This is a genomic window from uncultured Phocaeicola sp., from assembly GCF_948499155.1.
Lineage (GTDB): Bacteria > Bacteroidota > Bacteroidia > Bacteroidales > Bacteroidaceae > Phocaeicola > Phocaeicola faecalis.
In genome coordinates, this window is sequence record NZ_CAOOSE010000030.1 from 1 (window position 1) to 25,176 (window position 25,176).

At 40.7% G+C, this 25,176-nt stretch carries 41 protein-coding genes; 36 read left to right on the plus strand and 5 right to left on the minus strand.

Annotated elements, in window-relative coordinates; translation table 11 throughout:
* The 34 genes from rpsG to QYT14_RS16275 all read left to right on the plus strand — a co-directional run.
* Positions 1-475 (plus strand): 30S ribosomal protein S7 (gene rpsG / locus QYT14_RS16110; protein WP_289826395.1); only part of this gene is annotated, 475 nt, incomplete at its 5' end.
* A gap of 31 nt (positions 476-506) precedes the next feature.
* Positions 507-2,624 (plus strand): elongation factor G, encoded by a 2,118-nt coding sequence (gene fusA, locus QYT14_RS16115; protein ID WP_005844844.1) that lies wholly within the window; start codon positions 507-509, stop codon positions 2,622-2,624.
* Positions 2,625-2,709: 85 nt separating this feature from the next.
* Positions 2,710-3,015 carry a 30S ribosomal protein S10 gene (rpsJ, locus tag QYT14_RS16120; RefSeq protein ID WP_002558075.1) on the plus strand — a complete coding sequence of 102 codons (306 nt, stop codon included), beginning with the start codon at positions 2,710-2,712 and terminating at the stop codon, positions 3,013-3,015.
* 21 nt (positions 3,016-3,036) lie between these two features.
* A complete protein-coding gene (gene rplC, locus QYT14_RS16125; protein ID WP_237039486.1) occupies positions 3,037-3,654 on the plus strand; it encodes a 50S ribosomal protein L3 in 618 nt (205 codons plus the stop codon).
* On the plus strand, positions 3,654-4,280 hold the full coding sequence (gene rplD / locus QYT14_RS16130; protein WP_237039487.1) for a 50S ribosomal protein L4: 627 nt from the start codon (positions 3,654-3,656) through the stop codon (positions 4,278-4,280). Before rplC ends, rplD begins: the two co-directional genes overlap by 1 nt.
* A gap of 21 nt (positions 4,281-4,301) precedes the next feature.
* Positions 4,302-4,592: a 50S ribosomal protein L23 gene (gene rplW / locus QYT14_RS16135; protein WP_237039488.1), complete on the plus strand. Its 291-nt coding sequence runs from the start codon at positions 4,302-4,304 to the stop codon at positions 4,590-4,592.
* A gap of 5 nt (positions 4,593-4,597) precedes the next feature.
* A complete protein-coding gene (gene rplB, locus QYT14_RS16140) occupies positions 4,598-5,419 on the plus strand; it encodes a 50S ribosomal protein L2 (RefSeq protein WP_237039489.1) in 822 nt (273 codons plus the stop codon).
* Between the two features lie 22 nt (positions 5,420-5,441).
* Positions 5,442-5,711: a 30S ribosomal protein S19 gene (gene rpsS, locus QYT14_RS16145; protein WP_178797807.1), complete on the plus strand. Its 270-nt coding sequence runs from the start codon at positions 5,442-5,444 to the stop codon at positions 5,709-5,711.
* Positions 5,712-5,747: 36 nt separating this feature from the next.
* On the plus strand, positions 5,748-6,158 hold the full coding sequence (rplV, locus tag QYT14_RS16150; RefSeq protein WP_005941874.1) for a 50S ribosomal protein L22: 411 nt from the start codon (positions 5,748-5,750) through the stop codon (positions 6,156-6,158).
* 6 nt (positions 6,159-6,164) lie between these two features.
* Positions 6,165-6,896, plus strand: coding sequence for a 30S ribosomal protein S3 (gene rpsC, locus QYT14_RS16155; RefSeq protein ID WP_237039490.1), 732 nt, complete (start codon positions 6,165-6,167; stop codon positions 6,894-6,896).
* A 21-nt stretch (positions 6,897-6,917) separates the two neighbouring features.
* Complete coding sequence (gene rplP, locus QYT14_RS16160; RefSeq protein WP_005844860.1) at positions 6,918-7,352, plus strand: 50S ribosomal protein L16; 435 nt, start codon at positions 6,918-6,920, stop codon at positions 7,350-7,352.
* 6 nt (positions 7,353-7,358) lie between these two features.
* Complete coding sequence (gene rpmC / locus QYT14_RS16165) at positions 7,359-7,553, plus strand: 50S ribosomal protein L29 (protein ID WP_005941868.1); 195 nt, start codon at positions 7,359-7,361, stop codon at positions 7,551-7,553.
* 11 nt (positions 7,554-7,564) lie between these two features.
* Positions 7,565-7,822, plus strand: coding sequence for a 30S ribosomal protein S17 (gene rpsQ, locus QYT14_RS16170; protein ID WP_237039491.1), 258 nt, complete (start codon positions 7,565-7,567; stop codon positions 7,820-7,822).
* A 2-nt stretch (positions 7,823-7,824) separates the two neighbouring features.
* Positions 7,825-8,190: a 50S ribosomal protein L14 gene (gene rplN, locus QYT14_RS16175; RefSeq protein WP_005941865.1), complete on the plus strand. Its 366-nt coding sequence runs from the start codon at positions 7,825-7,827 to the stop codon at positions 8,188-8,190.
* A 20-nt stretch (positions 8,191-8,210) separates the two neighbouring features.
* Positions 8,211-8,534, plus strand: coding sequence for a 50S ribosomal protein L24 (gene rplX, locus QYT14_RS16180; protein ID WP_005941862.1), 324 nt, complete (start codon positions 8,211-8,213; stop codon positions 8,532-8,534).
* Positions 8,534-9,091 (plus strand): 50S ribosomal protein L5, encoded by a 558-nt coding sequence (gene rplE / locus QYT14_RS16185; protein WP_005941860.1) that lies wholly within the window; start codon positions 8,534-8,536, stop codon positions 9,089-9,091. The genes rplX and rplE overlap by 1 nt, the downstream gene beginning before the upstream one ends.
* A gap of 6 nt (positions 9,092-9,097) precedes the next feature.
* On the plus strand, positions 9,098-9,397 hold the full coding sequence (gene rpsN, locus QYT14_RS16190; protein ID WP_005941858.1) for a 30S ribosomal protein S14: 300 nt from the start codon (positions 9,098-9,100) through the stop codon (positions 9,395-9,397).
* Between the two features lie 58 nt (positions 9,398-9,455).
* Entirely contained in the window at positions 9,456-9,851 is a 396-nt protein-coding gene (rpsH, locus tag QYT14_RS16195; RefSeq protein ID WP_005941856.1) for a 30S ribosomal protein S8, read from the plus strand.
* Between the two features lie 15 nt (positions 9,852-9,866).
* Positions 9,867-10,436: a 50S ribosomal protein L6 gene (gene rplF, locus QYT14_RS16200; protein WP_288325767.1), complete on the plus strand. Its 570-nt coding sequence runs from the start codon at positions 9,867-9,869 to the stop codon at positions 10,434-10,436.
* A gap of 21 nt (positions 10,437-10,457) precedes the next feature.
* Positions 10,458-10,799, plus strand: coding sequence for a 50S ribosomal protein L18 (gene rplR, locus QYT14_RS16205; RefSeq protein WP_237039492.1), 342 nt, complete (start codon positions 10,458-10,460; stop codon positions 10,797-10,799).
* Between the two features lie 6 nt (positions 10,800-10,805).
* The gene (gene rpsE / locus QYT14_RS16210; protein ID WP_005941853.1) at positions 10,806-11,321 is read left to right on the plus strand and encodes a 30S ribosomal protein S5; all 516 of its coding nucleotides are present in this window, start codon (positions 10,806-10,808) and stop codon (positions 11,319-11,321) included.
* A gap of 9 nt (positions 11,322-11,330) precedes the next feature.
* A complete protein-coding gene (gene rpmD / locus QYT14_RS16215; RefSeq protein WP_005941851.1) occupies positions 11,331-11,507 on the plus strand; it encodes a 50S ribosomal protein L30 in 177 nt (58 codons plus the stop codon).
* A gap of 30 nt (positions 11,508-11,537) precedes the next feature.
* Entirely contained in the window at positions 11,538-11,984 is a 447-nt protein-coding gene (gene rplO / locus QYT14_RS16220) for a 50S ribosomal protein L15 (protein ID WP_005941849.1), read from the plus strand.
* A gap of 4 nt (positions 11,985-11,988) precedes the next feature.
* The gene (gene secY / locus QYT14_RS16225) at positions 11,989-13,335 is read left to right on the plus strand and encodes a preprotein translocase subunit SecY (protein ID WP_237039493.1); all 1,347 of its coding nucleotides are present in this window, start codon (positions 11,989-11,991) and stop codon (positions 13,333-13,335) included.
* A 12-nt stretch (positions 13,336-13,347) separates the two neighbouring features.
* Positions 13,348-14,145, plus strand: a complete 798-nt coding sequence (gene map / locus QYT14_RS16230) for a type I methionyl aminopeptidase (RefSeq protein ID WP_237039494.1) — start codon at positions 13,348-13,350, stop codon at positions 14,143-14,145.
* Position 14,146: 1 nt separating this feature from the next.
* Complete coding sequence (gene infA / locus QYT14_RS16235; protein ID WP_002558052.1) at positions 14,147-14,365, plus strand: translation initiation factor IF-1; 219 nt, start codon at positions 14,147-14,149, stop codon at positions 14,363-14,365.
* 14 nt (positions 14,366-14,379) lie between these two features.
* Complete coding sequence (gene ykgO, locus QYT14_RS16240; RefSeq protein WP_002558051.1) at positions 14,380-14,496, plus strand: type B 50S ribosomal protein L36; 117 nt, start codon at positions 14,380-14,382, stop codon at positions 14,494-14,496.
* Positions 14,497-14,529: 33 nt separating this feature from the next.
* Positions 14,530-14,910: a 30S ribosomal protein S13 gene (gene rpsM, locus QYT14_RS16245; protein WP_005941839.1), complete on the plus strand. Its 381-nt coding sequence runs from the start codon at positions 14,530-14,532 to the stop codon at positions 14,908-14,910.
* 11 nt (positions 14,911-14,921) lie between these two features.
* Positions 14,922-15,311, plus strand: a complete 390-nt coding sequence (gene rpsK / locus QYT14_RS16250) for a 30S ribosomal protein S11 (protein WP_005675443.1) — start codon at positions 14,922-14,924, stop codon at positions 15,309-15,311.
* 119 nt (positions 15,312-15,430) lie between these two features.
* Positions 15,431-16,036, plus strand: coding sequence for a 30S ribosomal protein S4 (gene rpsD, locus QYT14_RS16255; protein ID WP_005941835.1), 606 nt, complete (start codon positions 15,431-15,433; stop codon positions 16,034-16,036).
* A gap of 11 nt (positions 16,037-16,047) precedes the next feature.
* Positions 16,048-17,040 (plus strand): DNA-directed RNA polymerase subunit alpha, encoded by a 993-nt coding sequence (locus QYT14_RS16260; RefSeq protein WP_005941832.1) that lies wholly within the window; start codon positions 16,048-16,050, stop codon positions 17,038-17,040.
* 3 nt (positions 17,041-17,043) lie between these two features.
* Positions 17,044-17,523, plus strand: a complete 480-nt coding sequence (gene rplQ, locus QYT14_RS16265) for a 50S ribosomal protein L17 (protein ID WP_288325768.1) — start codon at positions 17,044-17,046, stop codon at positions 17,521-17,523.
* Between the two features lie 162 nt (positions 17,524-17,685).
* A complete protein-coding gene (locus QYT14_RS16270) occupies positions 17,686-18,114 on the plus strand; it encodes a hypothetical protein (protein WP_237039496.1) in 429 nt (142 codons plus the stop codon).
* 119 nt (positions 18,115-18,233) lie between these two features.
* Positions 18,234-18,773: a hypothetical protein gene (locus QYT14_RS16275; protein WP_237039497.1), complete on the plus strand. Its 540-nt coding sequence runs from the start codon at positions 18,234-18,236 to the stop codon at positions 18,771-18,773.
* Positions 18,774-18,870: 97 nt separating this feature from the next.
* Here QYT14_RS16275 and QYT14_RS16280 read toward each other — a convergent pair whose 3' ends face one another.
* Complete coding sequence (locus tag QYT14_RS16280; protein WP_288325769.1) at positions 18,871-20,670, minus strand: MutS family DNA mismatch repair protein; 1,800 nt, start codon at positions 20,668-20,670, stop codon at positions 18,871-18,873.
* Between the two features lie 206 nt (positions 20,671-20,876).
* On the opposite strand from QYT14_RS16280, the gene QYT14_RS16285 reads away from it, so the two are divergent.
* Together QYT14_RS16285 and QYT14_RS16290 are read left to right on the plus strand one after the other, a co-directional pair.
* Positions 20,877-21,563 (plus strand): hypothetical protein, encoded by a 687-nt coding sequence (locus QYT14_RS16285; protein ID WP_288325782.1) that lies wholly within the window; start codon positions 20,877-20,879, stop codon positions 21,561-21,563.
* A 21-nt stretch (positions 21,564-21,584) separates the two neighbouring features.
* Positions 21,585-22,748 (plus strand): 6-bladed beta-propeller, encoded by a 1,164-nt coding sequence (locus tag QYT14_RS16290; RefSeq protein ID WP_237039499.1) that lies wholly within the window; start codon positions 21,585-21,587, stop codon positions 22,746-22,748.
* 408 nt (positions 22,749-23,156) lie between these two features.
* Here QYT14_RS16290 and QYT14_RS16295 read toward each other — a convergent pair whose 3' ends face one another.
* The 4 genes from QYT14_RS16295 to QYT14_RS16310 are packed head-to-tail and all read right to left on the minus strand — an operon-like array spanning position 23,157 to position 25,113.
* Complete coding sequence (locus tag QYT14_RS16295; protein ID WP_022507739.1) at positions 23,157-23,615, minus strand: DUF4252 domain-containing protein; 459 nt, start codon at positions 23,613-23,615, stop codon at positions 23,157-23,159.
* Positions 23,615-24,148, minus strand: coding sequence for a hypothetical protein (locus QYT14_RS16300; protein ID WP_237039500.1), 534 nt, complete (start codon positions 24,146-24,148; stop codon positions 23,615-23,617). Before QYT14_RS16300 ends, QYT14_RS16295 begins: the two co-directional genes overlap by 1 nt.
* On the minus strand, positions 24,135-24,647 hold the full coding sequence (locus QYT14_RS16305) for an RNA polymerase sigma factor (RefSeq protein ID WP_237039501.1): 513 nt from the start codon (positions 24,645-24,647) through the stop codon (positions 24,135-24,137). Before QYT14_RS16305 ends, QYT14_RS16300 begins: the two co-directional genes overlap by 14 nt.
* A 1-nt stretch (position 24,648) precedes the next feature.
* Positions 24,649-25,113, minus strand: coding sequence for a DUF4252 domain-containing protein (locus QYT14_RS16310; protein ID WP_288325770.1), 465 nt, complete (start codon positions 25,111-25,113; stop codon positions 24,649-24,651).
* Positions 25,114-25,176: the final 63 nt, after the last annotated feature.

Genomic DNA, 25,176 nt, shown 5'->3' on the forward strand with positions numbered 1-25,176 from the left:
GAGAAAAGCAAAACCAAAAAAACGTGTGATCCTTCCGGATCCGGTATTTAATGATCAGAAGGTTTCTAAATTCGTAAATCACTTGATGTATGATGGAAAAAAGAATACATCTTATGAGATCTTCTATGCAGCACTGGAAACAGTGAAAACAAAACTTCCTAATGAAGAAAAATCAGCTTTGGAAATCTGGAAGAAAGCTTTGGATAATGTAACTCCGCAGATTGAAGTAAAGTCTCGTCGTGTAGGTGGCGCTACTTTCCAGGTTCCTACTGAAATTCGTCCTGATCGTAAAGAGTCAATCTCAATGAAAAACTTGATTCTTTTCGCTCGTAAACGCGGTGGTAAATCAATGGCAGATAAACTGGCAGCTGAGATTATTGACGCTTTCAACGAACAGGGTGGTGCTTATAAGCGTAAAGAAGATATGCACCGTATGGCTGAAGCTAACCGTGCATTCGCTCACTTTAGATTCTAATCAAGTAATAATTAATAAGTAAAGGACGAAGATGGCTAAACATGATTTGCATTTGACCCGCAATATCGGTATCATGGCTCACATTGATGCTGGTAAGACAACGACTTCAGAACGTATTTTGTTCTACACTGGCTTGACTCACAAAATTGGTGAGGTGCATGATGGTGCAGCAACAATGGACTGGATGGAGCAGGAGCAGGAACGTGGTATTACTATTACATCTGCTGCTACTACTACTCGTTGGAAATATGCGGGAAATACTTATAAAATAAACTTGATTGACACTCCGGGACACGTTGACTTTACTGCTGAAGTAGAACGTTCTTTACGTGTCTTGGATGGAGCTGTTGCAGCTTATTGTGCGGTTGGTGGTGTTGAACCTCAGTCAGAAACCGTATGGCGTCAGGCTGATAAATACAATGTGCCTCGTATTGGTTACGTTAATAAAATGGACCGTTCTGGTGCTGACTTTTTCGAAGTTGTTCGCCAGATGAAGGATGTATTAGGCGCAAATGCTTGCCCTGTGGTAATTCCTATTGGTGCTGAAGAGAGCTTCAAAGGAGTTGTTGATTTGATCAAAATGAAAGCTATTTTGTGGCACGATGAAACAATGGGTGCAGATTATAGCGTAGAAGAAATTCCGGCGAACTTGGTTGATGAAGCTAATGAATGGAGAGAGAAAATGCTCGAAAAAGTGGCTGAATTTGACGATGCTTTAATGGAGAAATTCTTTGATGATCCTTCTACAATCACTGAAGAAGAAATCTTGCGTGCTTTGCGTGCAGGTACATTGAAAATGGATATCGTTCCGATGTTCTGCGGCTCTTCATTCAAGAATAAGGGAGTTCAGACATTGCTTGACTATGTTTGTGCGTTCTTGCCTTCTCCGTTGGATACACCTGCTATTGTAGGTACTAATCCGACTACAGGAGCAGAGGAAGACCGTAAACCTAGCGAGGATGAAAAAACATCAGCTTTGGCATTTAAGATTGCAACTGACCCCTATGTCGGACGTTTGACTTTCTTCCGCGTTTACTCTGGTAAGGTAGAGGCTGGTTCATATATCTATAACACTCGTTCGGGTAAAAAAGAACGTGTATCACGTTTGTTCCAAATGCACTCAAACAAACAGAATCCTGTAGAGGTGATTGGAGCTGGTGATATTGGTGCCGGTGTTGGTTTCAAGGATATCCGTACAGGTGATACGTTGTGTGATGAAGATGCACCGATCGTATTGGAATCAATGGAATTCCCTGATCCTGTAATTGGTATTGCAGTTGAACCTAAGACTCAGAAAGATTTGGACAAGTTGTCTAATGGCTTGGCTAAACTGGCTGAAGAAGACCCGACATTTACTGTTAAGACTGATGAGCAGTCCGGTCAGACTATTATTTCCGGTATGGGTGAGCTTCATTTGGATATTATTATCGACCGTCTGAAACGTGAGTTTAAAGTAGAATGTAACCAGGGTAAACCTCAGGTTAACTATAAGGAAGCTATCACTAAGACTGTTGAATTGCGTGAAGTTTATAAGAAGCAGTCTGGTGGTCGTGGTAAGTTTGCCGATATCATTGTGGCAATCGGTCCGGTTGACGAAGACTTTACACAAGGTGGTTTGCAGTTTATTGATGAAGTGAAGGGCGGTAATGTTCCTAAGGAATTTATCCCATCAGTTCAGAAAGGTTTCCAGACCGCAATGAAGAATGGTGTGTTGGCAGGGTATCCGCTTGATTCACTGAAAGTAGTTTTGAAGGATGGTTCATTCCATCCGGTTGACTCTGACCAGTTGTCATTCGAGATCTGTGCTATCCAGGCTTACAAAAATGCATGTGCTAAAGCAGGTCCTGTATTGACTGAACCTATTATGAAACTGGAGGTTGTAACTCCTGAAGAAAACATGGGTGATGTTATTGGTGACTTGAATAAGCGTCGTGGTCAAGTAGAAGGTATGGAATCAAGCCGTTCTGGAGCTCGTATTGTAAAAGCTAAAGTACCTTTGGCAGAAATGTTTGGTTACGTAACAGCTTTGCGTACTATTACTTCGGGTCGTGCTACATCGTCTATGACTTATGATCATCATGCTCAAGTTTCCAGCTCTATTGCTAAGGCTGTACTTGAAGAAGTGAAAGGTCGCGTAGACTTAGTATAATAAAAAAAAGCAGGGGCTACGGGTTAGCGAATGACTCTTAATCCGGCCCCACTTTATATTTAATCATTTTTTAATTTAAAATTTAATGAGTCAAAAAATTAGAATTAAACTGAAATCTTACGATCACAACTTGGTAGACAAGTCTGCTGAAAAGATCGTTAGAACAGTGAAGGCAACAGGTGCTATTGTTAGCGGTCCTATTCCATTGCCTACACACAAGCGTATTTTTACGGTAAACCGTTCGACTTTCGTTAACAAGAAGTCACGTGAACAGTTTGAATTGTCTTCTTACAAGAGATTAATCGACATCTATAGCTCAACAGCTAAGACAGTAGACGCTCTGATGAAGTTGGAATTACCGAGTGGAGTTGAAGTAGAAATTAAAGTTTAATGCATTTAAAAATTAACTGAAATGCCAGGATTATTAGGAAAGAAAATCGGAATGACATCCGTTTTCAGTGCTGATGGTAAGAATGTACCATGCACTGTTATCGAAGCTGGTCCTTGTGTAGTTACTCAGATTAAGAGTGTCGAAAAAGACGGCTATGCAGCTGTTCAGGTAGGTTTCCAGGACAAAAAGGAAAAACACACTACCAAACCTTTGATGGGACACTTTAAAAAAGCTGGTGTAACTCCAAAGAGACACTTGGCCGAGTTCAAAGATTTTGAAACAGAATTGAATTTAGGAGATGCAATTACTGTAGAATTGTTCAATGACGCTGCTTATGTAGATGTTGTTGGTACTTCTAAGGGTAAAGGTTTCCAAGGTGTTGTAAAAAGACATGGATTTGGTGGTGTAGGTCAGACTACTCACGGTCAGCACAACCGCGCTCGTAAACCGGGTTCTATCGGTGCTTGTTCATACCCTGCAAAAGTATTCAAAGGAATGCGCATGGGTGGTCAGATGGGCGGTGACCGCGTGACTACACACAACTTACAGGTATTAAAAGTGATTCCGGAACACAACTTGCTGTTGATTAAGGGTTCTGTACCGGGTTGCAAAGGTTCAATCGTAATAATTGAAAAATAATGGAAGTTAACGTATTAAATATTAAAGGTGAAGACACCGGAAGAAAGGTTACGTTAAACGAATCAATCTTCGGAATTGAACCCAATGATCACGCTATCTATCTGGATGTTAAACAGTTTATGGCTAACCAACGTCAGGGAACTCACAAATCTAAAGAAAGAAGCGAAATCAGCGGTTCTACTCGTAAATTAGGTCGTCAAAAAGGTGGTGGCGGTGCACGTCGCGGTGATATCAACTCTCCGGTTTTGGTAGGTGGTGCTCGTGTATTTGGTCCAAAACCTCGTGACTACTGGTTCAAACTGAATAAAAAAGTTAAGACATTGGCTCGTAAGTCAGCTTTGTCTTATAAAGCACAAGCAAACGCAATCGTTATCGTTGAAGACTTCACTTTTGAAGCTCCTAAGACAAAAGATTTCGTTGCAATGGTAAATAATCTTAAAATTGCTGACAAGAAGTTGCTTTTGGTTTTGCCGGAAGCTAATAAAAACGTATATTTGTCAGCTCGTAACATCGAACGTGCTAACGTAGCAATTGCTTCTGCATTAAATACTTACAAAGTATTGGATGCTGAAACCCTTGTTGTTACAGAAAGTTCGCTCAAAGCTATCGAGAATATCTTATCTTAATTTAAAAAGGAGGCTTAGATAATGGGAATTATTATTAAACCGTTGGTTACAGAGAAAATGACTGCGATTACCGAAAAGTTAAACCGTTTCGGCTTTATTGTACGTCCTGAGGCTAACAAGTTGGAAATTAAGAATGAGATTGAAGCTTTGTATAATGTTACAGTAGTAGATGTAAATACGCTAAGATATTCTGGAAAGAATAAGAGCCGTTATACTAAAACTGGACTTATCAGTGGCCGTACAAATGCTTATAAGAAAGCAATTGTTACATTGAAGGAAGGTGATACTATTGATTTTTATAGCAATATTTAATAAAGATGGCAGTACGTAAATTTAAGCCCACAACACCGGGGCAAAGACATAAGATTATTGGTACTTTTGAGGAAATTACTGCGTCAGTACCAGAAAAGTCTCTTGTAAGCGGAAAACGTGTATCAGGAGGTCGTAATAATGTCGGTAAAATGACGGTTCGCTATGTCGGCGGTGGTCATAAGCAAAAATACCGTTTTATTGATTTCAAGAGAAATAAAGACGGCGTTCCAGCAGTGGTTAAAACTATTGAATACGATCCGAATCGTTCGGCTCGTATCGCTTTGTTGTTTTATGCTGATGGTGAAAAAAGATATATTATTGCTCCTAATGGATTGCAAGTTGGTAGCACTTTGATGTCTGGAGTTAGTGCAGCGCCTGAGATTGGTAACGCACTTCCACTCGAAAACATCCCTGTCGGTACTGTAATTCACAATATTGAATTGCGTCCGGGTCAAGGTGCAGCTTTGGTAAGATCGGCTGGTAATTTTGCTCAGTTGACTTCAAGAGAAGGTAAGTATTGTGTAATCAAATTGCCTTCAGGTGAAGTAAGACAAATACTTAGTGCTTGTAAGGCTACTATTGGTAGCGTAGGTAACTCTGATCATGGATTGGAAAGCTCTGGTAAGGCAGGTCGTTCTCGTTGGTTGGGACGTCGTCCTCGCAACCGTGGTGTTGTTATGAACCCGGTTGATCACCCGATGGGTGGTGGTGAAGGACGTGCTTCAGGAGGTCATCCAAGATCACGTACAGGCTTGTATGCTAAGGGCTTGAAGACAAGAGCTCCTAAGAAACAGTCTTCTAAGTATATTATCGAGAGAAGAAAGTAATAACTGATTAATTGAGTAAATTATGAGTCGTTCATTAAAAAAAGGTCCATATATTAACGTAAAACTGGAAAGCAAAGTGCTTGCTATGAATGAAAGCGGCAAGAAGAATGTCGTTAAAACTTGGGCTAGAGCTTCAATGATTTCGCCTGATTTCGTAGGGCATACAATTGCAGTTCATAACGGAAATAAATTTATTCCTGTTTACGTTACTGAAAACATGGTAGGACACAAGTTGGGCGAATTCGCACCAACACGTACATTCCGTGGTCATGCTGGTAACAAGAAAAAATAAGCAGGATAATCTGAAGAAATAATAAAGTAATAAATAATGGGAGCAAGAAAAAAAATATCGGCTGAAAAAAGAAAAGAAGCCCTTAAGACCATGTATTTTGCAAAGTTGCAAAATGTTCCTACATCTCCACGCAAAATGCGTCTCGTGGCTGACATGATTCGTGGTATGGAAGTGAACCGTGCATTGGGTGTCTTGAAGTTTTCTTCTAAAGAAGCTTCTGCAAGAGTGGAAAAGCTATTGCGCTCTGCTATTGCTAACTGGGAACAGAAAAACGAACGTAAAGCAGAGGACGGTGAATTGTTTGTAACAAAGATTTATGTTGATGGTGGTGCAATGCTGAAAAGAATGCGTCCGGCTCCACAGGGAAGAGGTTACAGAATTCGCAAACGTTCAAATCACGTGACTTTGTTCGTTGATTCTAAGAATACTAATGATAATCAAAATTAAGACTAGATGGGACAGAAAGTTAATCCGATAAGCAACCGTTTAGGAATTATCAGAGGATGGGATTCTAACTGGTACGGTGGCAACGATTATGGTGACGCTTTGTTGGAAGACAGCAAAATCCGTAAATATTTGAATGCCAGACTTGCAAAAGCCAGCGTTTCAAGAATTGTTATTGAACGTACACTGAAATTGGTGACAATCACAGTTTGTACAGCTCGTCCGGGTATTATCATTGGTAAAGGCGGTCAGGAAGTTGACAAGCTGAAAGAAGAGTTGAAGAAAATCACGGATAAGGATATTCAGATTAATATCTTTGAAGTGAAGAGACCTGAGCTGGATGCTGTTATTGTAGCTAACAATATCGCTCGTCAGGTAGAAGGTAAGATTGCCTATCGCCGTGCCATTAAAATGGCTATCGCAAATACCATGCGTATGGGTGCTGAAGGTATCAAAGTATTGATTTCAGGACGTTTGAATGGCGCTGAAATGGCTCGTTCTGAAATGTATAAAGAAGGAAGAACTCCGTTGCATACATTCCGTGCAGATATCGACTACTGTCATGCTGAAGCTTTGACTAAGGTTGGTTTGCTGGGTATCAAAGTATGGATTTGCCGTGGTGAAGTGTATGGCAAGAAAGAATTAGCACCGAACTTTACTCAGACAAAAGAGAGCGGTCGCGGTGGAAATGGCAACAACAACGGTGGTAAGAACTTCAAAAGAAAGAAAAACAATCGCTAACGGATTTGAATTTTAGGAATTATGTTACAACCGAAAAAGACAAAATTCAGAAGACAGCAGAAGGGCAGTCAGAAAGGAAATGCTCAAAGAGGAAACCAATTGGCTTTTGGCTCATTTGGAATTAAATCTTTGGAGACTAAATGGATTACAGGTAGACAAATTGAAGCTGCACGTATTGCGGTAACAAGATATATGCAACGTCAAGGACAGATTTGGATTCGTATTTTCCCGGACAAACCTATTACTCGTAAGCCTGCTGATGTGCGTATGGGTAAAGGTAAAGGTGCTCCTGAAGGCTTCGTTGCTCCGGTTACTCCGGGTCGCATTATCATCGAGGCAGAAGGTGTTCCTTATGAAGTAGCTAAAGAAGCTCTGCGCCTTGCAGCTCAGAAACTTCCTGTTACTACTAAGTTTATAGTTAGACGTGATTACGATGCTCAAAACCAAAATGCTTAATTTATTATGAAGATTGCAGAAATTAGAGAAATAGCTACCAATGAATTGGCAGAAAGAATTGAAGCTGAAGTAGCCAATTACAATCAGATGGTTTTAAATCATTCTATCTCTCCGCTGGATAATCCTGCACAGATTAAGAAATTACGCAGAACAATCGCGCGTATGAAAGCAGAATTGCGTCAGAGAGAACTTAACAAATAATAATGGTCCTCATGGAAGCTAGAAATTTAAGAAAAGAAAGAACTGGTGTTGTAGTAAGTAATAAAATGGATAAGACCATTACTGTTGCTGCTAAGTTTAAGGAAAAACACCCTATTTATGGTAAGTTCGTTTCTAAGACGAAGAAATACCATGCTCATGATGAAAAGAATGAATGTAATGTAGGTGATACAGTACAGATCATGGAAACTCGTCCTTTGAGCAAAACTAAGAGATGGAGATTGGTTGAAATAATTGAAAGAGCTAAGTAATTATGATACAAGTAGAATCCAGACTTACAGTGTGTGACAACAGTGGCGCTAAAGAAGCTCTTTGTATCCGCGTTTTGGGCGGTACAAGGAGACGTTACGCCTCTGTAGGGGATGTCATTGTAGTTTCTATCAAGAGTGTAATCCCCTCTAGTGATGTTAAAAAAGGTGCAGTATCAAAGGCTTTAATTGTACGTACTAAGAAGGAAATCCGTCGTGCTGATGGTTCTTATATTCGTTTTGATGATAATGCTTGCGTATTATTGAACAACGCAGGTGAAATTAGAGGAAGTCGTATCTTTGGCCCTGTAGCAAGAGAGTTGCGTGCTGCAAACATGAAAGTGGTATCACTTGCACCTGAAGTACTTTAATTTTGTAAAAGATTTAAGTAATGAGTAAATTACATATTAAAAAAGGCGATACAGTTTACGTAAACTCTGGTGAAGATAAAGGTAAAACTGGCCGCGTGCTGAAAGTTCTTGTTAAAGAAGGACGTGCACTTGTAGAAGGTATCAATATGGTATCTAAGAGTACCAAACCTAATGCAAAGAATCCTCAGGGAGGTATCGTAAAGCAGGAAGCTGCTATTCATATCTCTAACTTGAATGTGGTTGATCCGAAGACTGGTAAACCGACACGTGTGGGAAGAAAAGAAAGTTCTGATGGAAGAACATTTGTTCGTTATGCTAAAAAATCGGGAGAGGAGATTAAATAATGAGTAATACTGCTAGCCTTAAGAAAGAATATGCAGAGCGCATTGCGCCTGCATTGAAGAATCAGTTCCAGTATTCTTCATCTATGCAAATTCCCGTACTTAAGAAGATTGTTATCAATCAGGGCTTGGGTATGGCTGTTGCAGACAAGAAGATTATTGAAGTTGCTATTAATGAGTTAACAGCAATTACTGGTCAGAAAGCTGTAGCAACAGTTTCACGCAAAGATATCGCTAACTTTAAGTTGCGTAAGAAAATGCCGATTGGTGTAATGGTAACTTTGCGTCGTGAAAGAATGTATGAGTTCCTTGAAAAACTGGTTCGCGTTGCTTTGCCACGTATCCGTGACTTTAAAGGTATCGAAAGCAAGTTTGATGGACGAGGTAACTATACATTGGGTATTCAGGAACAAATCATTTTCCCTGAAATAAATATCGATAGTATTACTAAAATTCTCGGAATGAATATTACCTTTGTAACTTCTGCTCCGACAGACGAAGAAGGTTATGCCTTGTTAAAGGAATTTGGTTTACCGTTTAAAAACTCAAAAAAAGATTAATATATTATGGCAAAAGAATCAATGAAGGCTCGTGAAGTAAAAAGAGCCAAACTTGTAGCCAAATATGCTGAAAAACGTGCTGCGTTGAAGAAGATTGTTAATTCAGGTGACCCTGCTGAAGCTTTTGAAGCTGCTCAGAAATTACAGGCTCTTCCTAAGAATTCTAATCCTATTCGTTTGCATAATCGTTGTAAATTGACTGGTCGTCCTAAAGGTTATATTCGTCAGTTCGGAATCTCAAGAATTCAGTTCCGCGAAATGGCTTCTAATGGATTGATTCCGGGCGTTAAGAAAGCAAGCTGGTAATTCTTTTTATTTTTAAATATTGTCAGGGTGGTCCTGATTAATTTAATTAATTATTTATATGACAGATCCAATCGCAGATTATCTCACCAGATTGAGAAATGCAATTAGTGCAAAGCACAGAGTAGTAGAAGTGCCTGCCTCAAATTTGAAAAAGGAAATCACTAAGATTCTTTTTGAAAAAGGCTACATTCTGAACTACAAATTCGTAGAAGATGGTCCTCAAGGAACTATCAAAGTGGCTTTGAAGTATGACACAGTAAACAAAGTAAACGCAATCAAGAAGTTGATTAGAGTTTCTTCTCCGGGTTTGCGTCAGTATACTGGTTACAAAGACATGCCGAGAGTAATTAATGGTTTAGGTATTGCTATAATATCTACTTCCAAAGGTGTAATGACTAACAAAGAAGCTGCCGAGCTGAAAATTGGTGGTGAAGTTCTTTGTTACGTATATTAATTAGGAGGATAAGCAATGTCAAGAATAGGAAAATTACCCATTAGTATTCCCGCTGGAGTAACAGTTACTCTGAAGGACAATGTAGTTACAGTAAAAGGTCCTAAAGGCGAATTAAGCCAATTTGTTGATCCCTCTATCAATGTTGCTGTTGAAGATGGACATGTGGTGTTGACAGAAAATGAAAATGCAATGTTGGATAACACAAAGCAGAGACATGCTTTCCACGGCTTGTATCGCTCATTGGTTAACAACATGGTTGTTGGTGTTTCTGAAGGTTACAAAAAAGAACTGGAACTTGTCGGTGTAGGTTACCGTGCTTCAAACAATGGTAATATTATTGATTTCGCATTAGGTTATACTCATAACATCTTTATGCAGTTGCCTCCTGAAATCAAAGTAGAAACTAAGTCAGAAAGAAATAAGAACCCTCTTATTATATTGGAATCTTGTGACAAACAGCTGTTAGGTCAGGTTTGTTCAAAAATACGTTCTTTCCGTAAGTCGGAACCTTATAAAGGTAAAGGTATTAAGTTTGTTGGCGAAGAAATTCGTAGAAAGTCTGGTAAGTCAGCCGGTGCTAAATAATTTACATAAAATTGTATTATCATGACAACAAAATTAGAAAGACGAATCAAGATCAAATATAGAGTACGCAATAAGGTTTCAGGTACTACTGAACGTCCGCGTATGAGTGTGTTTAGAAGTAACAAGCAGATTTATGTTCAGGTTATCGATGATTTGGCTGGTAAGACTTTGGCTTCAGCTTCATCTTTGGGAATGGAAGCTATGCCTAAGAAAGAACAAGCTGCTAAAGTTGGTGAACTGATTGCTAAAAAAGCTCAGGAAGCTGGTATTACGACTGTCGTGTTCGACCGTAATGGTTACTTGTATCATGGGAGAATAAAAGAAGTGGCTGATGCTGCTCGTAACGGTGGACTTAAATTTTAATCAATTATGGCAGTTAATAATAGAGTTAAGATAACTAACGATATAGAGTTAAAGGACAGATTGGTTGCTATTAACCGTGTTACAAAAGTAACAAAAGGTGGTAGAACATTCAGCTTCTCTGCAATTGTCGTTGTTGGAAACGAAGACGGTATCATTGGTTGGGGTCTTGGTAAAGCAGGTGAAGTTACAGCTGCTATTGCTAAAGGCGTAGAGGCAGCTAAAAAGAACCTTACTCGCGTTCCCGTTCTGAAAGGCACAGTTCCTCACGAACAATCTGCTAGATTCGGCGGTGCCGAAGTATTCATCAAACCGGCTTCTACCGGTACTGGTGTTGTAGCAGGTGGCGCTATGCGTGCTGTTTTGGAAAGTGTTGGTATTACAGACGTTTTGGCTAAGTCAAAAGGTTCTTCTAACCCGCACAACTTGGTAAAAGCTACAATCCTGGCTTTGGGTGAAATGAGAGATGCTCGCATGGTAGCTCAGAACAGAGGTGTAAGTATGGAAAAAGTATTTAGAGGATAAGGAGGAAATATGTCAACTATTAAGATTAAACAAGTAAAAAGTAGAATTGGTGCTCCTGCTGATCAGAAAAGAGTACTCGATGCACTGGGACTTCGCAAAATGAATCGTGTGGTTGAACACGAAGCAACTCCTTCAATTCTTGGAATGGTAAATAAGGTTAAACACTTGGTTGCCATCGTTAAGTAATTCATTGTTAATAAAAAAACTAATTACGATATGAATTTAAGTAATTTAAAACCTGCAGAAGGATCTACAAAGACCAGAAAAAGAGTTGGCCGTGGTGCTGGTTCTGGTTTAGGCGGTACTTCTACAAGAGGTCATAAAGGAGCTAAGTCAAGATCAGGCTATTCAAAGAAGATCGGTTTTGAAGGTGGTCAGATGCCTCTTCAACGTCGTGTTCCGAAGTTTGGTTTTAAGAATATTAACCGTGTAGAATACAAAGCAATCAATCTTGAAACTATTCAGAAATTGGCTGAAGCTAAAAATCTGACTAAAGTGGGAATGAATGACTTTATCGAAGCTGGTTACATTTCTTCTAATCAATTGGTAAAGGTACTAGGTAACGGTAGTTTAACTACTAAACTCGATGTAGAAGCAAATGCTTTCTCAAAGAGTGCGGTAGCTGCAATCGAAGCTGTTGGTGGTAATGCAGTAAAACTCTGATTCAATGAGAAAATCTATTGAAACATTAAAGAATATATGGAAAATTGAGGATCTGAGACAAAGGATCCTCATTACTATATTATTTGTTGCAATATACAGGTTTGGTTCTTACGTGGTTCTTCCAGGTATTAACCCGGCTATGTTAACTCAGTTGCATAAACAAACGAGTGAAGGTTTGTTAGCCTTGTTAAACATGTTCTCTGGAGGAGCGTTCTCAAATGCATCTATTTTTGCATTGGGAATTATGCCATATATTTCGGCATCAATTGTGATTCAGCTTTTAGCGATTGCTGTTCCCTACTTTCAGAAAATCCAACGTGAAGGTGAAAGTGGTAGACGAAAAATCAATCAGTATACTCGTATATTGACAATTGCTATCTTGATTTTCCAGGCTCCCTCATATCTGATTAACTTAAAGATGCAGGCTGGCCCATCACTTAATGCTTCATTAGATTGGACATTCTTTATTATTACTTCTACCATCATTTTGGCAGCAGGAAGTATGTTTATCCTGTGGCTTGGAGAAAGAATTACTGATAAAGGTATCGGTAATGGTATTTCATTCATTATTTTGATTGGTATCATTGCACGTTTGCCTCAATCTTTGTTTCAGGAAGTCGTTTCCCGTTTATCTTCTCCGGGTGCCGGTGGTATCGTTATGTTCTTATTGGAAATAGTATTCTTACTATTCGTTATTGCAGGAGCCATTCTTTTGGTTCAGGGGGTTCGCAAGATTCCTGTACAATATGCAAAACGTATTGTAGGCAATAAGCAATATGGTGGTGCCAGACAATATATTCCTTTGAAAGTGAATGCTGCGAATGTAATGCCTATCATTTTTGCTCAGGCAATTATGTTTATTCCTATTACATTAGTAGGCTTTTCTAATGCTGCTACAGCAAGTGGTATTGTACGTGCATTTGTAGATCATACTAGCTTCTGGTATAACCTTGTTTTTGCAATATTGATTATTGTATTTACATATTTCTATACTGCAATTACAATAAACCCGAACCAGATGGCAGAAGATATGAAGAGAAATAATGGTTTTATTCCGGGAATAAAACCAGGTAAGAATACAGCTGAGTATATAGATGCGATTATGTCTCGTATTACTCTGCCGGGTTCTATTTTCTTGGCTGTTATTGCTATTTTCCCTGCTTTTGCAGGTGTATTCGGAGTAAAGGCTGAGTTTGCCCAGTTCTTCGGTGGAACATCATTGTTGATTCTTGTTGGTGTGGTATTAGATACTCTTCAGCAAGTTGAAAGTCATCTGTTGATGCGTCACTATGACGGATTATTGAATTCCGGAAGAATTAAGGGTCGCTCAGGTAATGTCGCTGCATATTAATTTAGTCTGAAGATGATATTTCTTAAGACAGATGATGAGATAGAGCTGCTTCGTCAGAGTAACCTACTTGTAGGTAAAACTCTGGCTGAAGTTGCTAAATTGATAAAACCAGGTGTAACAACCAGGGAACTGGATAAGGTAGCAGAAGAGTTTATTAGAGATAATGGTGCTATTCCTACTTTTAAAGGTTTCCCAAACCAAAATGGTGATCCGTTTCCCAGTACATTATGTACTTCTGTAAATGATCAGGTTGTACACGGCATTCCGAATGATATACCTTTGAAAGAAGGGGATATCGTTTCTGTTGATTGTGGTACTTACATGAATGGTTTCTGTGGTGATTCTGCCTATACATTTTGTGTTGGTGAAGTTGATCCGGAAGTAAGAAAACTTTTGAAAACAACAAAAGAAGCTCTTTATCTTGGCATTGAGAATGCCATTCATGGAAAAAGATTGGGTGATGTAGGCTATGCGGTTCAGCAGCATTGCGAATCAAATGCTTATGGTGTGGTAAGAGAATTTGTGGGACACGGTATTGGTAAAGAAATGCATGAAGACCCACAAGTACCCAATTATGGTAAAAGAGGATATGGCACTCTATTGAAAAAAGGAATGTGTATTGCCATTGAACCAATGATTACGTTGGGCTCTCGTCAGATTGTGATGGAGAGAGATGGATGGACAGTACGCACGAGAGATAGGAAATGTGCTGCTCACTTTGAACATACTGTTGCAATAGGAGTAGGAAAGGCAGATATTTTATCCTCATTTGAATATGTCGAACAAGTATTAGGAGATAAAGCAATTTAATATGGCAAAGCAATCCGCAATAGAACAAGATGGAGTTATCGTAGAAGCATTGTCAAATGCAATGTTTCGTGTTGAGCTAGAAAACGGGCATGAGATTACTGCTCATATCTCTGGCAAGATGAGAATGCATTACATTAAAATATTACCCGGGGATAAGGTCAGAGTAGAGATGTCTCCTTATGACTTATCTAAAGGAAGAATCGTTTTTAGATACAAGTAAAAAAGAAATAAGATATGAAAGTAAGAGCATCATTAAAGAAACGTACGCCGGAATGCAAAATCGTTAGACGAAATGGCCGTTTGTATGTTATTAACAAGAAAAATCCTAAGTATAAACAACGTCAAGGATAATTTATTATTTTTGCAAAAAAAATAATTTAGTATATGGCTATAAGAATAGTTGGTGTAGATTTGCCTCAAAATAAGAGAGGCGAGATTGCGTTGACCTATGTATATGGTATCGGACGCAGCAGTTCAGCAAAAATCTTGGATAAGGCTGGTGTTGACAGAGATCTTAAAGTAAAAGATTGGACAGATGATCAAGCAGCTAAAATTCGTGAAATCATTGGTGCTGAATACAAAGTAGAAGGTGATCTTCGTTCAGAAGTGCAATTGAACATTAAGCGATTAATGGATATTGGTTGCTATCGTGGTGTGCGTCATCGTATTGGTCTGCCGGTTCGCGGTCAGAGTACAAAGAACAACGCCCGTACACGTAAGGGAAGAAAGAAAACAGTTGCAAATAAGAAAAAAGCTACTAAATAATAATTGTTGATATGGCAAAAAAAACAGTCGCAGCTAAGAAGAGAAATGTGAAGGTTGACGCTAATGGACAGTTGCATGTTCATTCTTCATTCAACAACATCATTGTATCTCTGGCAAATAGTGAAGGTCAGATTATCTCATGGTCTTCTGCAGGTAAGATGGGATTTAGAGGTTCTAAAAAGAACACTCCTTATGCAGCTCAGATGGCTGCACAAGATTGCGCTAAAGTTGCGTTTGATCTTGGCCTGAGAAAGGTGAAAGCTTACGTTAAAGGTCCTGGAAACGGACGTGAGTCTGCTATCAGAACTATCCACGGAGCTGGTATTGAAGTTACTGAAATTATCGATGTAACTCCGCTTCCTCACAATGGTTGTCGTCCTCCGAAGAGAAGAAGAGTATAAAAGATAACCCTATTTTTATATGTAACTTGATTTTGTTAATAATGGATTGCACTTTCCTTTCTGTAATCGCGGCTGCAACAAATTAAGTTCATTAGTAACAATTAAATTAGAAAAAGAAAATGGCTAGATATACTGGACCAAAATCAAGAATTGCCCGTAAATTCGGTGAAGGAATCTTTGGAGCAGATAAAGTTTTATCTAAGAAGAATTATCCTCCCGGACAGCATGGTAACAACAGAAGAAGAAAGACTTCTGAGTATGGTGTCATGTTGGCAGAAAAACAAAAAGCTAAATATACTTACGGTGTATTGGAAAAACAATTCCGTAACCTGTTTGAAAAGGCAGAGAGTGCTGCCGGTATTACCGGTGAAATCTTGTTGCAGAGTTTAGAGGCTCGCCTTGACAACGTGGTGTTCCGTTTGGGTATTGCTCCTACTCGTGCAGCTGCTCGTCAGTTGGTAGGTCACAAGCACATTACAGTAGATGGTAAAGTGGTAAACATTCCTTCATACGCTGTAAAACCCGGTCAGATTGTAGGTGTACGCGAAAGATCTAAATCTTTGGAAGTGATTGCAAATTCACTGGCAGGATTCAATCATAGCAAATATCCTTGGTTGGAATGGGATGAAAGCATCAAAGCAGGTAAGTACTTACACACACCTGAAAGAGCAGACATTCCTGAAAACATTAAAGAACACTTGATCGTTGAATTGTACTCTAAATAATAATTAATTTCATGGCGATATTAGCATTTCAAAAACCTGATAAAGTATTAATGTTGGAAGCGGATTCCAAATTCGGTAAATTTGAATTCCGTCCACTCGAACCCGGTTTCGGTATTACCGTAGGTAATGCTTTGCGCCGTATTCTTCTTTCTTCATTGGAAGGATTTGCAATCAACACGATTAAAATCGAAGGTGTAGAACATGAGTTCGCCACTGTTCCAGGTGTTAAAGAGGATGTTACCAACATTATCTTAAATCTGAAGCAAGTCAGATTTAAGCAAGTAGTAGAAGAATTTGAAAACGAAAAGGTAAGCATTACCGTTGAGAATTCTAGTGAATTTAAGGCAGGTGATATAAGTAAGTATTTGACTGGATTTGAAGTGTTAAATCCTGAATTGGTTATTTGCCATTTAGATTCAAAAGCAACTTTACAGATGGACATTACTATTAACAAAGGTAGAGGCTATGTTCCGGCTGACGAAAACCGTGAATACTGTACTGATGTGAACGTAATTCCCATCGATTCTATTTACACACCGATACGTAATGTAAAATATCAAGTAGAAAACTTCCGTGTTGAGCAGAAGACTGACTACGAAAAGCTGATATTGGAAATTACTACCGATGGTTCCATTCATCCGAAGGAAGCTTTGAAAGAAGCAGCTAAAATATTGATTTATCACTTTATGTTGTTCTCTGACGAAAAGATCACTCTTGAGACTTCTGATGTGGACGGCAATGAAGAATTCGATGAAGAAGTATTGCACATGCGCCAGTTGCTGAAGACCAAGCTGGTTGATATGGACCTCTCTGTTCGTGCTTTGAACTGTTTGAAAGCTGCCGATGTAGAAACATTGGGTGACTTGGTACAGTTTAACAAGACCGATCTGTTGAAGTTCAGAAACTTCGGTAAGAAATCGCTCACGGAGCTTGATGATTTGCTCGAGAGTCTGAATCTGTCGTTTGGAACTGACATTTCTAAGTATAAATTAGACAAAGAATAAAAAATGAGACATAATAAGAAATTCAATCATTTAGGTCGTACTGCTTCTCATAGAAGCGCTATGTTATCTAACATGGCTTGCTCTTTGATTAAGCACAAAAGAATCACTACGACTGTTGCAAAGGCTAAAGCTTTGAAGAAATTCGTTGAGCCTTTAATTACAAAGTCTAAAGACGACACTACTAATTCACGTCGTGTAGTATTTAGCAACTTGCAAGATAAAATCGCTGTAACAGAATTATTCAAAGAAATTTCTGTAAAGGTAGCAGATCGTCCGGGTGGTTATACTCGTATCATCAAGACAGGACATCGTCTGGGTGACAACGCTGAAATGTGCTTCATCGAGTTAGTTGACTATGATGAAAACATGGCTAAGACTGCAACTGCTAAGAAAACAACTCGTACTCGTCGTTCTAAGAAGAGTGCTGCTGAAGCTCCTGCTGCAGAAGCTGCAACTACAGAAGAAGCCCCTAAAGCTGAGTAATCTGTACACAACTATATATATTAAAGGTCGTAACCAAGTGGTTACGGCCTTTTTTATTTGTTTGCAATAGTTGAACAAATTCTCTTGTTGTTTGTTAATTTAATATAGGAAATGAAACAGGAAAGGCTAATTATGCTATCTTTGCAATAGAAAAACAAGAAAATGAAAGGATTCATAGCAATCATATTATTCTTTGTGCTTGCATTGGCAGGAGTCAAAACAGGGCATTTCAGCGTAGCTTCTTCGGTAGTTGTGCCGGAGCAATGTGCTGTGCAAGATGACTGTTCCACTCAGGCACATACAATAAATGAAGGTGCTATCATTCCTTTGGAAAGAGAGAGATGCCTGGCTGATATGGAGTTCAGCGATGCCCACACACTGGCCCATCGTGTAAGTACCTCAGCAGAGCGTTTATACCGTTTTTCTTCCATAGAGACCATACAATACATGAAAGCCTTATTGCGCAAATTAGCCACACGTATGGACATGCTTGCCCACTGTTCAAAACGTGTTTACGATACTTCGCGCAGCCAAAGCTGGGACGATGCCTGCGAGCATTATATCTTTGGCATGAGGCGTATTCTGATTTAGATTTTATTCTTTTACTCGTATTTTATGCATTCGTATTATCCTGTTGCTACAGGGTAATAGGGGAGTGTATAGGGATAGTTATGTTTTTCTTATTAGTAACAGAATAAAATTTGAAGATTATGAATAATGCAGTTTCAGCTGATGTAACTCTGTTTTCAAGAGTACATCCCGACATAGTAAAACGTATTAGTGTTTCGTCAGTTATTGTTTCGGCCTTACTTGCCATTGGCGGTATTGGTGCTTTCGTTACTTCCTTGCGGATGGGCGACGCCACATCTACCTTGAGTATGATATTTATGACAGCCGGTACAATTCTGCTTCTTATAGCTCTTTTTCGCCTTTTCTGGCGGAGCAAAGAATGGGTCTACACTCCCACAGGCAGTGTGACCAAAGAAGGTTCTTGTTTCTTTGATGTATGCGATTTGCATGCGTTGACCGACCAGTTGGATAAGAAAGTATTTGGCAAAGACAGTGATGTGCAAGTAAAAACTAACGGTAATGTTCGGATGGATTATCTTATTTCTCAAGATAAGAGATTTGCAGCTGTCCAGCTGTTCCGTTTCATCCCTTATACGTATGAAGCAGCATCTTCCGTGTATTATCTGACTGGACAAGATGCGCTGGGCTTCACACGCTGTTTGGAAACTAATAAATTTTGATTTTTTCTATGACTCTTTATGTTATGAAAGTAAAGCAAGCCTGTGAAGGTGAACTTTACTTGCTTAAGACGTTAATGTGATAAATTGTTGGGTGGGGTTAGTCGTTGATGACCAGCCCCATCTTTTTCATTAAAAAGCACGCATTCATGTTGCGGGCAACACCCTCACGCATTTTGTAGGAAAAAGCCAACTCATTGTTTGTGATATCTGCCTCGAAGCAATAATTGCGGATTTCATCAGGGAAGTATTCGATTAGTTTGCCCAGCAAGAGGTCATGCGTAGCGATGATGCCGTTTGCTTTCAGCGTCATCAACTGTTTGACAAGGGCAAAAGACCCTTTCTGTTTGTCCATCGAATTGGTGCCTTTCAATATTTCATCCAGAATGATAAATAATTCCTCACCCGAGTTCAGCCGGTCGATAATCTGTTTCAAACGTTTCAGTTCAGCAAAGAAATACGATTCGTTATCATTGAGCGAGTCTGAAGTCCTCAAGCTGGTTATGAGTCGGGCAGGATAGATTTCGAGCGAGTCACAACACACCGGACTGCCGATGCAGGCAAGCACATAGTTTATTCCGATAGTACGCAGATAAGTACTTTTGCCGGCCATATTCGCTCCGGTAATAATGACGAAAAAGGGGCGCGAAGGAATCTCCGCATCGTTTTTCACACATTGGTTTATGGGCATCAGCGGATGTCCCATTTCCCGGGCGCGGAAGACGAACGGCCTGTCGGCTATCACCGGATACATATAAGCCGGATGATTGAATGCAAAAGTTCCCATCGAACAGAGTGCATCCATTTCTCCGAGCGTATCCAGCCAATGCAGAAGGCAGCCCCCATATTTCCTTCTCCACTCTTCGATGCGCATCACCTGGCGGAGCTGCCAAAACATAGAGCCCTCCAAAAGTACATACATAATCAGATTATTTCTTAAATCCAGTCTGTCCAGTTCGGTCGACAACTCCTTCAGCACCTCCGTTGTCCGCTTTCCATCCGTACCGAAATTCGCTTTGAGGCGGGCAAGCAACGGTGCCTTCATCTCCTGTTCATCAATGAGTTCAATGAGTTTTGCATAAATGGAGAGGATGCGGAGTTTCTTGTCATATATTCCTTGCAGGTTAGTGACATGTTTGATAAGTCCGAAACTCGCCACCACGAACGTGCCGAAAGCAAGCCCGAGCCAACTCATCGAAATCACTCCGGCCAATCCCAATACCAATAAGACGGTATTGACCGCAGGCACAAGCCAAAGCATAGGACGGCTCCACCACATCCGGCTGAAATAAGCAGAAGATTCCGTCCATTCCTTAATCTCGTTGCGGTCGCCGGCCTCACCCTTGTAGAGCAGTCCGGTGATGCGGAAAGATTCGCGGAACTTATCATATCCGGCAAGTTCGCCGACTGCCGCCTGTCGTTCCTCTATTTCTTCCTTCTTTTCCAAAGGTTTCTGCAGCCATTCCGCCAGTTTGTTTTTTCCGAAAGAAGTGCACGTGCGGTTCATCGCCTGAAACAGAGAATGATGGCCAAAGATGTCGAGGTCTAAAGAATAGCGGTGGGCTGCGTTGACAAACTCTGCCCCTTCGTCAAACGGCTCATAGTTATTATCCAATGCCGAAATCTCGTCCCGATTAACACGGATACATGTCTCCAGCCACTCTTTTCGGAAGAAGAGTCCATTGTGGAACTTCACCAGCATCAGAAACGGTACGAACGTGAGTGCGATAATCAAACATAAGACGGCAGTTCCGGCATCATAGCCATAGATTACCCCGAAGACACCTGCCAGAAACAGGACAACCCGCAGGCTGCTGATGCGCATAATCTTGTTCTTTACTGTCTGAAGTTCCTTTCCCGCTTCGTCAATCCGTTGTTGATATTGTGCTTTTAATTCCATTTTTTTATTTGTTCATTGATAGTACTTGCAGGCAAATATAGGGAAAAATATCCCTCCTTCGTCAGTAATTATGTTATTTAGCCTTATCTGCCTGTCGTTTCGCAGCGATAAGGAGAAGTCGGGAGAATGAAACTTTAACGGAAAAAATGGATGTTTCTCTCCCGAAAAGTGTATATTTGTCAATAGAAAGAGCAACAAACACATTGATTATGAAAAAAATAGCATTGATATTGCTTTCATCCCTTATCCTGTCGGGATGTTCTCCTTATGGTATGCAGGGAAACCCGGCGGCAGTGCAGGCAGGTGCGGCCATCGGCGGTGTGCTGGGGGCCATTATAGGCGACAGGGCAGGCGGATATAACGCCTCACAGTTCGGAGCTTTGGTGGGAACAGTGGCCGGGGCTGCAGTAGGCAATGCGGTGACTACCCCCCGGCGGGACGATGGCACGGAAGAAGGATATTATATAGAAAGCCGCACGTCGCACCCGTCCTATAGCACTTCGTCGGCAGGAGGATATGACGGCTACGCACCGGCCTATTCGGGTTTGCGTGTCACGAATCTTCGCTTTATCGATGACAATCGTAATCATACGATTGATGCCGAGGAAGACAGTAAGTTGGTATTCGATGTGGTGAATGACGGTGATGCTCCCGCCTACAATGTCACTCCCATGATTGAAGAAGTGACCGGCATGAAACATATCCTTATCTCTCCGGCACAGCAGATTGCCTATATGCCGGTGGGAAATACGATTCGTTATACGGCAACAATCCGCGGCGGCAGAAAGCTGAAGACAGGAGAGGCCGTGTTCAGGGTTTATACCACGGAGAGCAACGGTGCGGTGAGCCAGACACATGAATTTTCTTTGCCCACACAGAAAAGGAAGAAATGATTTATCAAACCAAATAACACAATGAAAAAGACAAAACTATTTGCAGCACTGCTCTTGATGGCTGTGTGTGCAGGATGCGGAACGGAAAAAGAGCAGGCAACGATGGTCACGGTGGATATTGCCGGCGAACATTCAGAGAAGGAAGTGCTCCTTCAGGATTTTATGGATGTGGAATACATTCCATTGGAGACAAGTGATGAATTTGTGACTCAAGGGAGTGTGATGGATATAGGCGACAAATATCTGTTGGTGAAGAACTGGGCAAACGACGGCGACATTTTTGTTTATGACAGAAAGACCGGTAAGGGCATACGGAAAATAAACCGGAAGGGACAAGGTGCCGAAGAATATAACTTTATCAACGGAATTATTCTGGACGAAAGCAGTGATGAAATGTTTGTCAACTGTACTGCAGCGAAAAAAATCTATGTGTATGATTTGTCGGGAAACTTCAAGCGTTCCTTTGAGCACCCGAAAGATACCGAATTCATGGATGTCCTTAATTATGATAAAGACAATCTGATTTGTTATGATATGTCTGTCTATTATAAAGACGGACAGCCCAGAGAGAAAGGAAAATCCTATCACTCGCTCATTTCCAAGAAAGACGGAAGTGTCACTCGTGGCATCTATCTTCCGTATGATGTAGTCAAGGCTCCTTGTGTGCAGCAGGGAGATGGAGTGGCGATGGCTTCTGTACGTCCGATTATTCCGAACCGGGGAGAATGGCTGTTGGTTGACTGTTCTTCGGACACGGTGTATAATTATGTGCCCGAAAAAAACGAACTGGTTCCTTTCCTTGCAAAAGCGCCGACCAAGGACCCGGAGATACTCCTGACAATGGGAGCTATCACCGACCGTTATTATTTTATTCACACTGTAAAGAAAGTGTTTGATTTTACTACCGGAAGAGGATTCTTTATGAACGATTTCATGTACGATAAGCAGGACAATGCGCTTTATAAGGCAAAGGTGCTCAATAGTGATTTTGTAAAGAAACGCGGTGTGGATATGTTTTTGCGCCCAATCAATAATAATGAAATCGCGGTTGTTCAGACATTGGCAGCCGGTCAGTTGGTCGAAGCTTATCAAGAAGATGGACTGCAAGGCCGGTTGAAAGAGGTGGCAGCGGGATTGGATGAAGAAGCCAATCCGGTGGTCATGCTGGTGAAGTATAAACACTAAGATGACAGACGGTATCTTATACCCCAAACAATGGGCATTGTTTTCGAAGAATGTTACCATTGTTTGGAAAAACTCTTTCCATTGTTTGGGAAAAACCTCACGAGAGTTTTTGAGGTATATATTTCCTGCTTTTCTTCCGGAAAAAGTGATTGAGCAGGAATAAATGCAAATCATGTTTCACACATATCGTGGGGATAACGTACTGTCGTACAGTGACTTGTTGTGAAACGTACTGCATGGGCGAAATCTGTCACAGGAAATTGTTATAATGAAAAAAGGTGGAAGAGTTTTTCGTTATAGCAGTTGCCTGATAAAAGACCAAGGTCTTTTTAAAAAACTCCTTCACCTTTTTCAAAGACTTCAAGGTCTTTTTTCAAAACCTCAAGGTCTTTTTTGAGTACTCCATCGTCAGTTCTTATTGATGATGCTTTGAATTTCTTGCAATGTTAAGTTTCCGGTGATGATGATGATGGTAAGCTCATTCTGTTCCTCGCTCAGCAATACGAATTCCTTTTGCTTTTCCTTATCATGTTTCAAGAAAATCGTAGTCTTCTCACCTTCATCGTTGATGCGCATCAGCTCCTCGTAACCGTTCTTGGGGTTGATATAGCTGACATCTTTCTTTATCTGCGCAATGACAGACGCCTTTTCACAACTCAGAATCTGAATATTGTCCAACTTACTTGCCATTTTTCCGATATTGACACCCTCGGCTTTCATATCGGGCATCAGACTGAGCATCGCTTTGGATATATATACAGATGTAACACCTTCCATATCGGCATACTTGTCAAAAAAAGAGTCCTGTGCATAAGTGAATAATGAGCAGAGGGACAGTAACAGGGTAATAATATATGTACGTTTCATCACTTTAAGTTTTTAATTCGTTTCAATTGTTGGTTTACATTCTCTTGTATCTTTTCGGTGGTCTCGTGTACCGTTTCCACTTGTTGCACTCCCTTATTGAGCGCAGACGAAAACATGAGCAGTGCTTTTTGAGCCTCTGCGTATGCTTCGGCAGGAGAAGCGCAGGTATCTTGCGGGGTAGGAGATGTGTAAGGTTTATACAGATACATTCCTACCGAGAAGAGAAGGAGCAGACTGGCGGCAATGCTGCCCATCCACTGCAAGCGGATGATGCGTGTACGCTTTTTTATCTTCATGGTTCGCCGTTCGCGCGTATCCCATTCGTCTATCAGACCGCTTAATTTACTTTCCAGACCTTCGGGCGTTTCCGGTTCAGGTTGGGAGGCGAGCTGCGCGAAGAGTCTTTTCTCGGCAAGTAGGTGTGCCGGAACGTCCTCTTGTGCAAAGAACTTTTTCAGTTCTTTTTCTTCGGCCTCATTCGTTTCGCCGTCATAATATCGGACTAGTAATTGTTCTATTTCATTTACTTTCATAGTTCATAAGTTCATTAAATTGTTCACGTATCTTTTTGCGGGCACGGCTCAGCAATACACGGATATTGACGGCCGTGAGTCCGGTGGCTTGTTCTATTTCTTCGTAAGAGCAGTCGTTCACGTCACGCAGCAGGATGATTTGTTGCTGTTGCCGCGGCAACTGTCCGATTAATTTTTTTACCTGATTCGCTTCGTCTCTTTGTTCTATTTCGTGCACCATGTTGCTGTCTGTCGGGAGATTCAGCTCTTCGGGCAGTCGGCTGTCTTCGTCCGGTCTGCAGGAACGGAGGGAATCGTAGCACAAATTTTTGATAAGCGTCACACAATAAGCCTCAATGCTGGCAACCTCGGGAAGTTCGTCGCGCTTTTTCCACAATTTCAGATACGCCTCCTGCACCATGTCCTCGGCATCCTGCACATTGCCCATCAAGCGGAAGGCCACTCGATAGAGTTTGGCATGGCAAGGTAGAAATTGTTGTTTAAAACTAGCGGCGTCCATGTTACATTTCTTTTGCCAATAGTTTGGCTATTTTGCTTTTGCTCACTTTTCCCTTCAGCTGCACCAATGTACAATCGCCGTTTCCGGTGCATACGATGAGCAGTTCACGTATCACGTCATTCTTGCTTTTTGCCAGAATGCGCACCTTCTCACCTTCATCGTTTACCTGAACCAGCGTCTCGTATCCTTCAATTCGCTGTGCGTTTATCTTTTTGTTGAAGCGTTCCTGTACATTTTTTGAGCAAGCTTCCAAGTCCAGAATTCTTATTGATTTAAATTTCCGGGCAAGCTTCGCATCGTTGTCATTTCCCATAAACATCTTTCCGATGGTCATCATAAACGGTGAGATATTAATACACTCTGCGTTGGGTTCTTTCCCGAATTCATCGAAGAGGGAATTAAGGTTTTGGGCAAAACCGATGTGGCAGATAAATAATAATGCTAATGCCAATATGTACTTTTTCATGGTCTTATTTTGTTTATGTTTATACTTTAGGTAATCTTTTAAAAGCGCTTTCATTTAGATAGA

Excerpts from the sequence above, each read along its gene's own strand:
- fusA (WP_005844844.1), top strand. The coding sequence starts at position 507 with ATGGCTAAACATGATTTGCATTTGACCCGCAATATCGGTATCATGGCT.
- rpsJ (WP_002558075.1), top strand. The coding sequence starts at position 2,710 with ATGAGTCAAAAAATTAGAATTAAACTGAAATCTTACGATCACAACTTG.
- rplC (WP_237039486.1), top strand. The coding sequence starts at position 3,037 with ATGCCAGGATTATTAGGAAAGAAAATCGGAATGACATCCGTTTTCAGT.
- rplD (WP_237039487.1), top strand. The coding sequence starts at position 3,654 with ATGGAAGTTAACGTATTAAATATTAAAGGTGAAGACACCGGAAGAAAG.
- rplW (WP_237039488.1), top strand. The coding sequence starts at position 4,302 with ATGGGAATTATTATTAAACCGTTGGTTACAGAGAAAATGACTGCGATT.
- rplB (WP_237039489.1), top strand. The coding sequence starts at position 4,598 with ATGGCAGTACGTAAATTTAAGCCCACAACACCGGGGCAAAGACATAAG.
- rpsS (WP_178797807.1), top strand. The coding sequence starts at position 5,442 with ATGAGTCGTTCATTAAAAAAAGGTCCATATATTAACGTAAAACTGGAA.
- rplV (WP_005941874.1), top strand. The coding sequence starts at position 5,748 with ATGGGAGCAAGAAAAAAAATATCGGCTGAAAAAAGAAAAGAAGCCCTT.
- rpsC (WP_237039490.1), top strand. The coding sequence starts at position 6,165 with ATGGGACAGAAAGTTAATCCGATAAGCAACCGTTTAGGAATTATCAGA.
- rplP (WP_005844860.1), top strand. The coding sequence starts at position 6,918 with ATGTTACAACCGAAAAAGACAAAATTCAGAAGACAGCAGAAGGGCAGT.
- rpmC (WP_005941868.1), top strand. The coding sequence starts at position 7,359 with ATGAAGATTGCAGAAATTAGAGAAATAGCTACCAATGAATTGGCAGAA.
- rpsQ (WP_237039491.1), top strand. The coding sequence starts at position 7,565 with ATGGAAGCTAGAAATTTAAGAAAAGAAAGAACTGGTGTTGTAGTAAGT.
- rplN (WP_005941865.1), top strand. The coding sequence starts at position 7,825 with ATGATACAAGTAGAATCCAGACTTACAGTGTGTGACAACAGTGGCGCT.
- rplX (WP_005941862.1), top strand. The coding sequence starts at position 8,211 with ATGAGTAAATTACATATTAAAAAAGGCGATACAGTTTACGTAAACTCT.
- rplE (WP_005941860.1), top strand. The coding sequence starts at position 8,534 with ATGAGTAATACTGCTAGCCTTAAGAAAGAATATGCAGAGCGCATTGCG.
- rpsN (WP_005941858.1), top strand. The coding sequence starts at position 9,098 with ATGGCAAAAGAATCAATGAAGGCTCGTGAAGTAAAAAGAGCCAAACTT.
- rpsH (WP_005941856.1), top strand. The coding sequence starts at position 9,456 with ATGACAGATCCAATCGCAGATTATCTCACCAGATTGAGAAATGCAATT.
- rplF (WP_288325767.1), top strand. The coding sequence starts at position 9,867 with ATGTCAAGAATAGGAAAATTACCCATTAGTATTCCCGCTGGAGTAACA.
- rplR (WP_237039492.1), top strand. The coding sequence starts at position 10,458 with ATGACAACAAAATTAGAAAGACGAATCAAGATCAAATATAGAGTACGC.
- rpsE (WP_005941853.1), top strand. The coding sequence starts at position 10,806 with ATGGCAGTTAATAATAGAGTTAAGATAACTAACGATATAGAGTTAAAG.
- rpmD (WP_005941851.1), top strand. The coding sequence starts at position 11,331 with ATGTCAACTATTAAGATTAAACAAGTAAAAAGTAGAATTGGTGCTCCT.
- rplO (WP_005941849.1), top strand. The coding sequence starts at position 11,538 with ATGAATTTAAGTAATTTAAAACCTGCAGAAGGATCTACAAAGACCAGA.
- secY (WP_237039493.1), top strand. The coding sequence starts at position 11,989 with ATGAGAAAATCTATTGAAACATTAAAGAATATATGGAAAATTGAGGAT.
- map (WP_237039494.1), top strand. The coding sequence starts at position 13,348 with ATGATATTTCTTAAGACAGATGATGAGATAGAGCTGCTTCGTCAGAGT.
- infA (WP_002558052.1), top strand. The coding sequence starts at position 14,147 with ATGGCAAAGCAATCCGCAATAGAACAAGATGGAGTTATCGTAGAAGCA.
- ykgO (WP_002558051.1), top strand. The coding sequence starts at position 14,380 with ATGAAAGTAAGAGCATCATTAAAGAAACGTACGCCGGAATGCAAAATC.
- rpsM (WP_005941839.1), top strand. The coding sequence starts at position 14,530 with ATGGCTATAAGAATAGTTGGTGTAGATTTGCCTCAAAATAAGAGAGGC.
- rpsK (WP_005675443.1), top strand. The coding sequence starts at position 14,922 with ATGGCAAAAAAAACAGTCGCAGCTAAGAAGAGAAATGTGAAGGTTGAC.
- rpsD (WP_005941835.1), top strand. The coding sequence starts at position 15,431 with ATGGCTAGATATACTGGACCAAAATCAAGAATTGCCCGTAAATTCGGT.
- QYT14_RS16260 (WP_005941832.1), top strand. The coding sequence starts at position 16,048 with ATGGCGATATTAGCATTTCAAAAACCTGATAAAGTATTAATGTTGGAA.
- rplQ (WP_288325768.1), top strand. The coding sequence starts at position 17,044 with ATGAGACATAATAAGAAATTCAATCATTTAGGTCGTACTGCTTCTCAT.
- QYT14_RS16270 (WP_237039496.1), top strand. The coding sequence starts at position 17,686 with ATGAAAGGATTCATAGCAATCATATTATTCTTTGTGCTTGCATTGGCA.
- QYT14_RS16275 (WP_237039497.1), top strand. The coding sequence starts at position 18,234 with ATGAATAATGCAGTTTCAGCTGATGTAACTCTGTTTTCAAGAGTACAT.
- QYT14_RS16280 (WP_288325769.1), bottom strand. The coding sequence starts at position 20,670 with ATGGAATTAAAAGCACAATATCAACAACGGATTGACGAAGCGGGAAAG.
- QYT14_RS16290 (WP_237039499.1), top strand. The coding sequence starts at position 21,585 with ATGAAAAAGACAAAACTATTTGCAGCACTGCTCTTGATGGCTGTGTGT.
- QYT14_RS16295 (WP_022507739.1), bottom strand. The coding sequence starts at position 23,615 with ATGAAACGTACATATATTATTACCCTGTTACTGTCCCTCTGCTCATTA.
- QYT14_RS16300 (WP_237039500.1), bottom strand. The coding sequence starts at position 24,148 with ATGAAAGTAAATGAAATAGAACAATTACTAGTCCGATATTATGACGGC.
- QYT14_RS16305 (WP_237039501.1), bottom strand. The coding sequence starts at position 24,647 with ATGGACGCCGCTAGTTTTAAACAACAATTTCTACCTTGCCATGCCAAA.
- QYT14_RS16310 (WP_288325770.1), bottom strand. The coding sequence starts at position 25,113 with ATGAAAAAGTACATATTGGCATTAGCATTATTATTTATCTGCCACATC.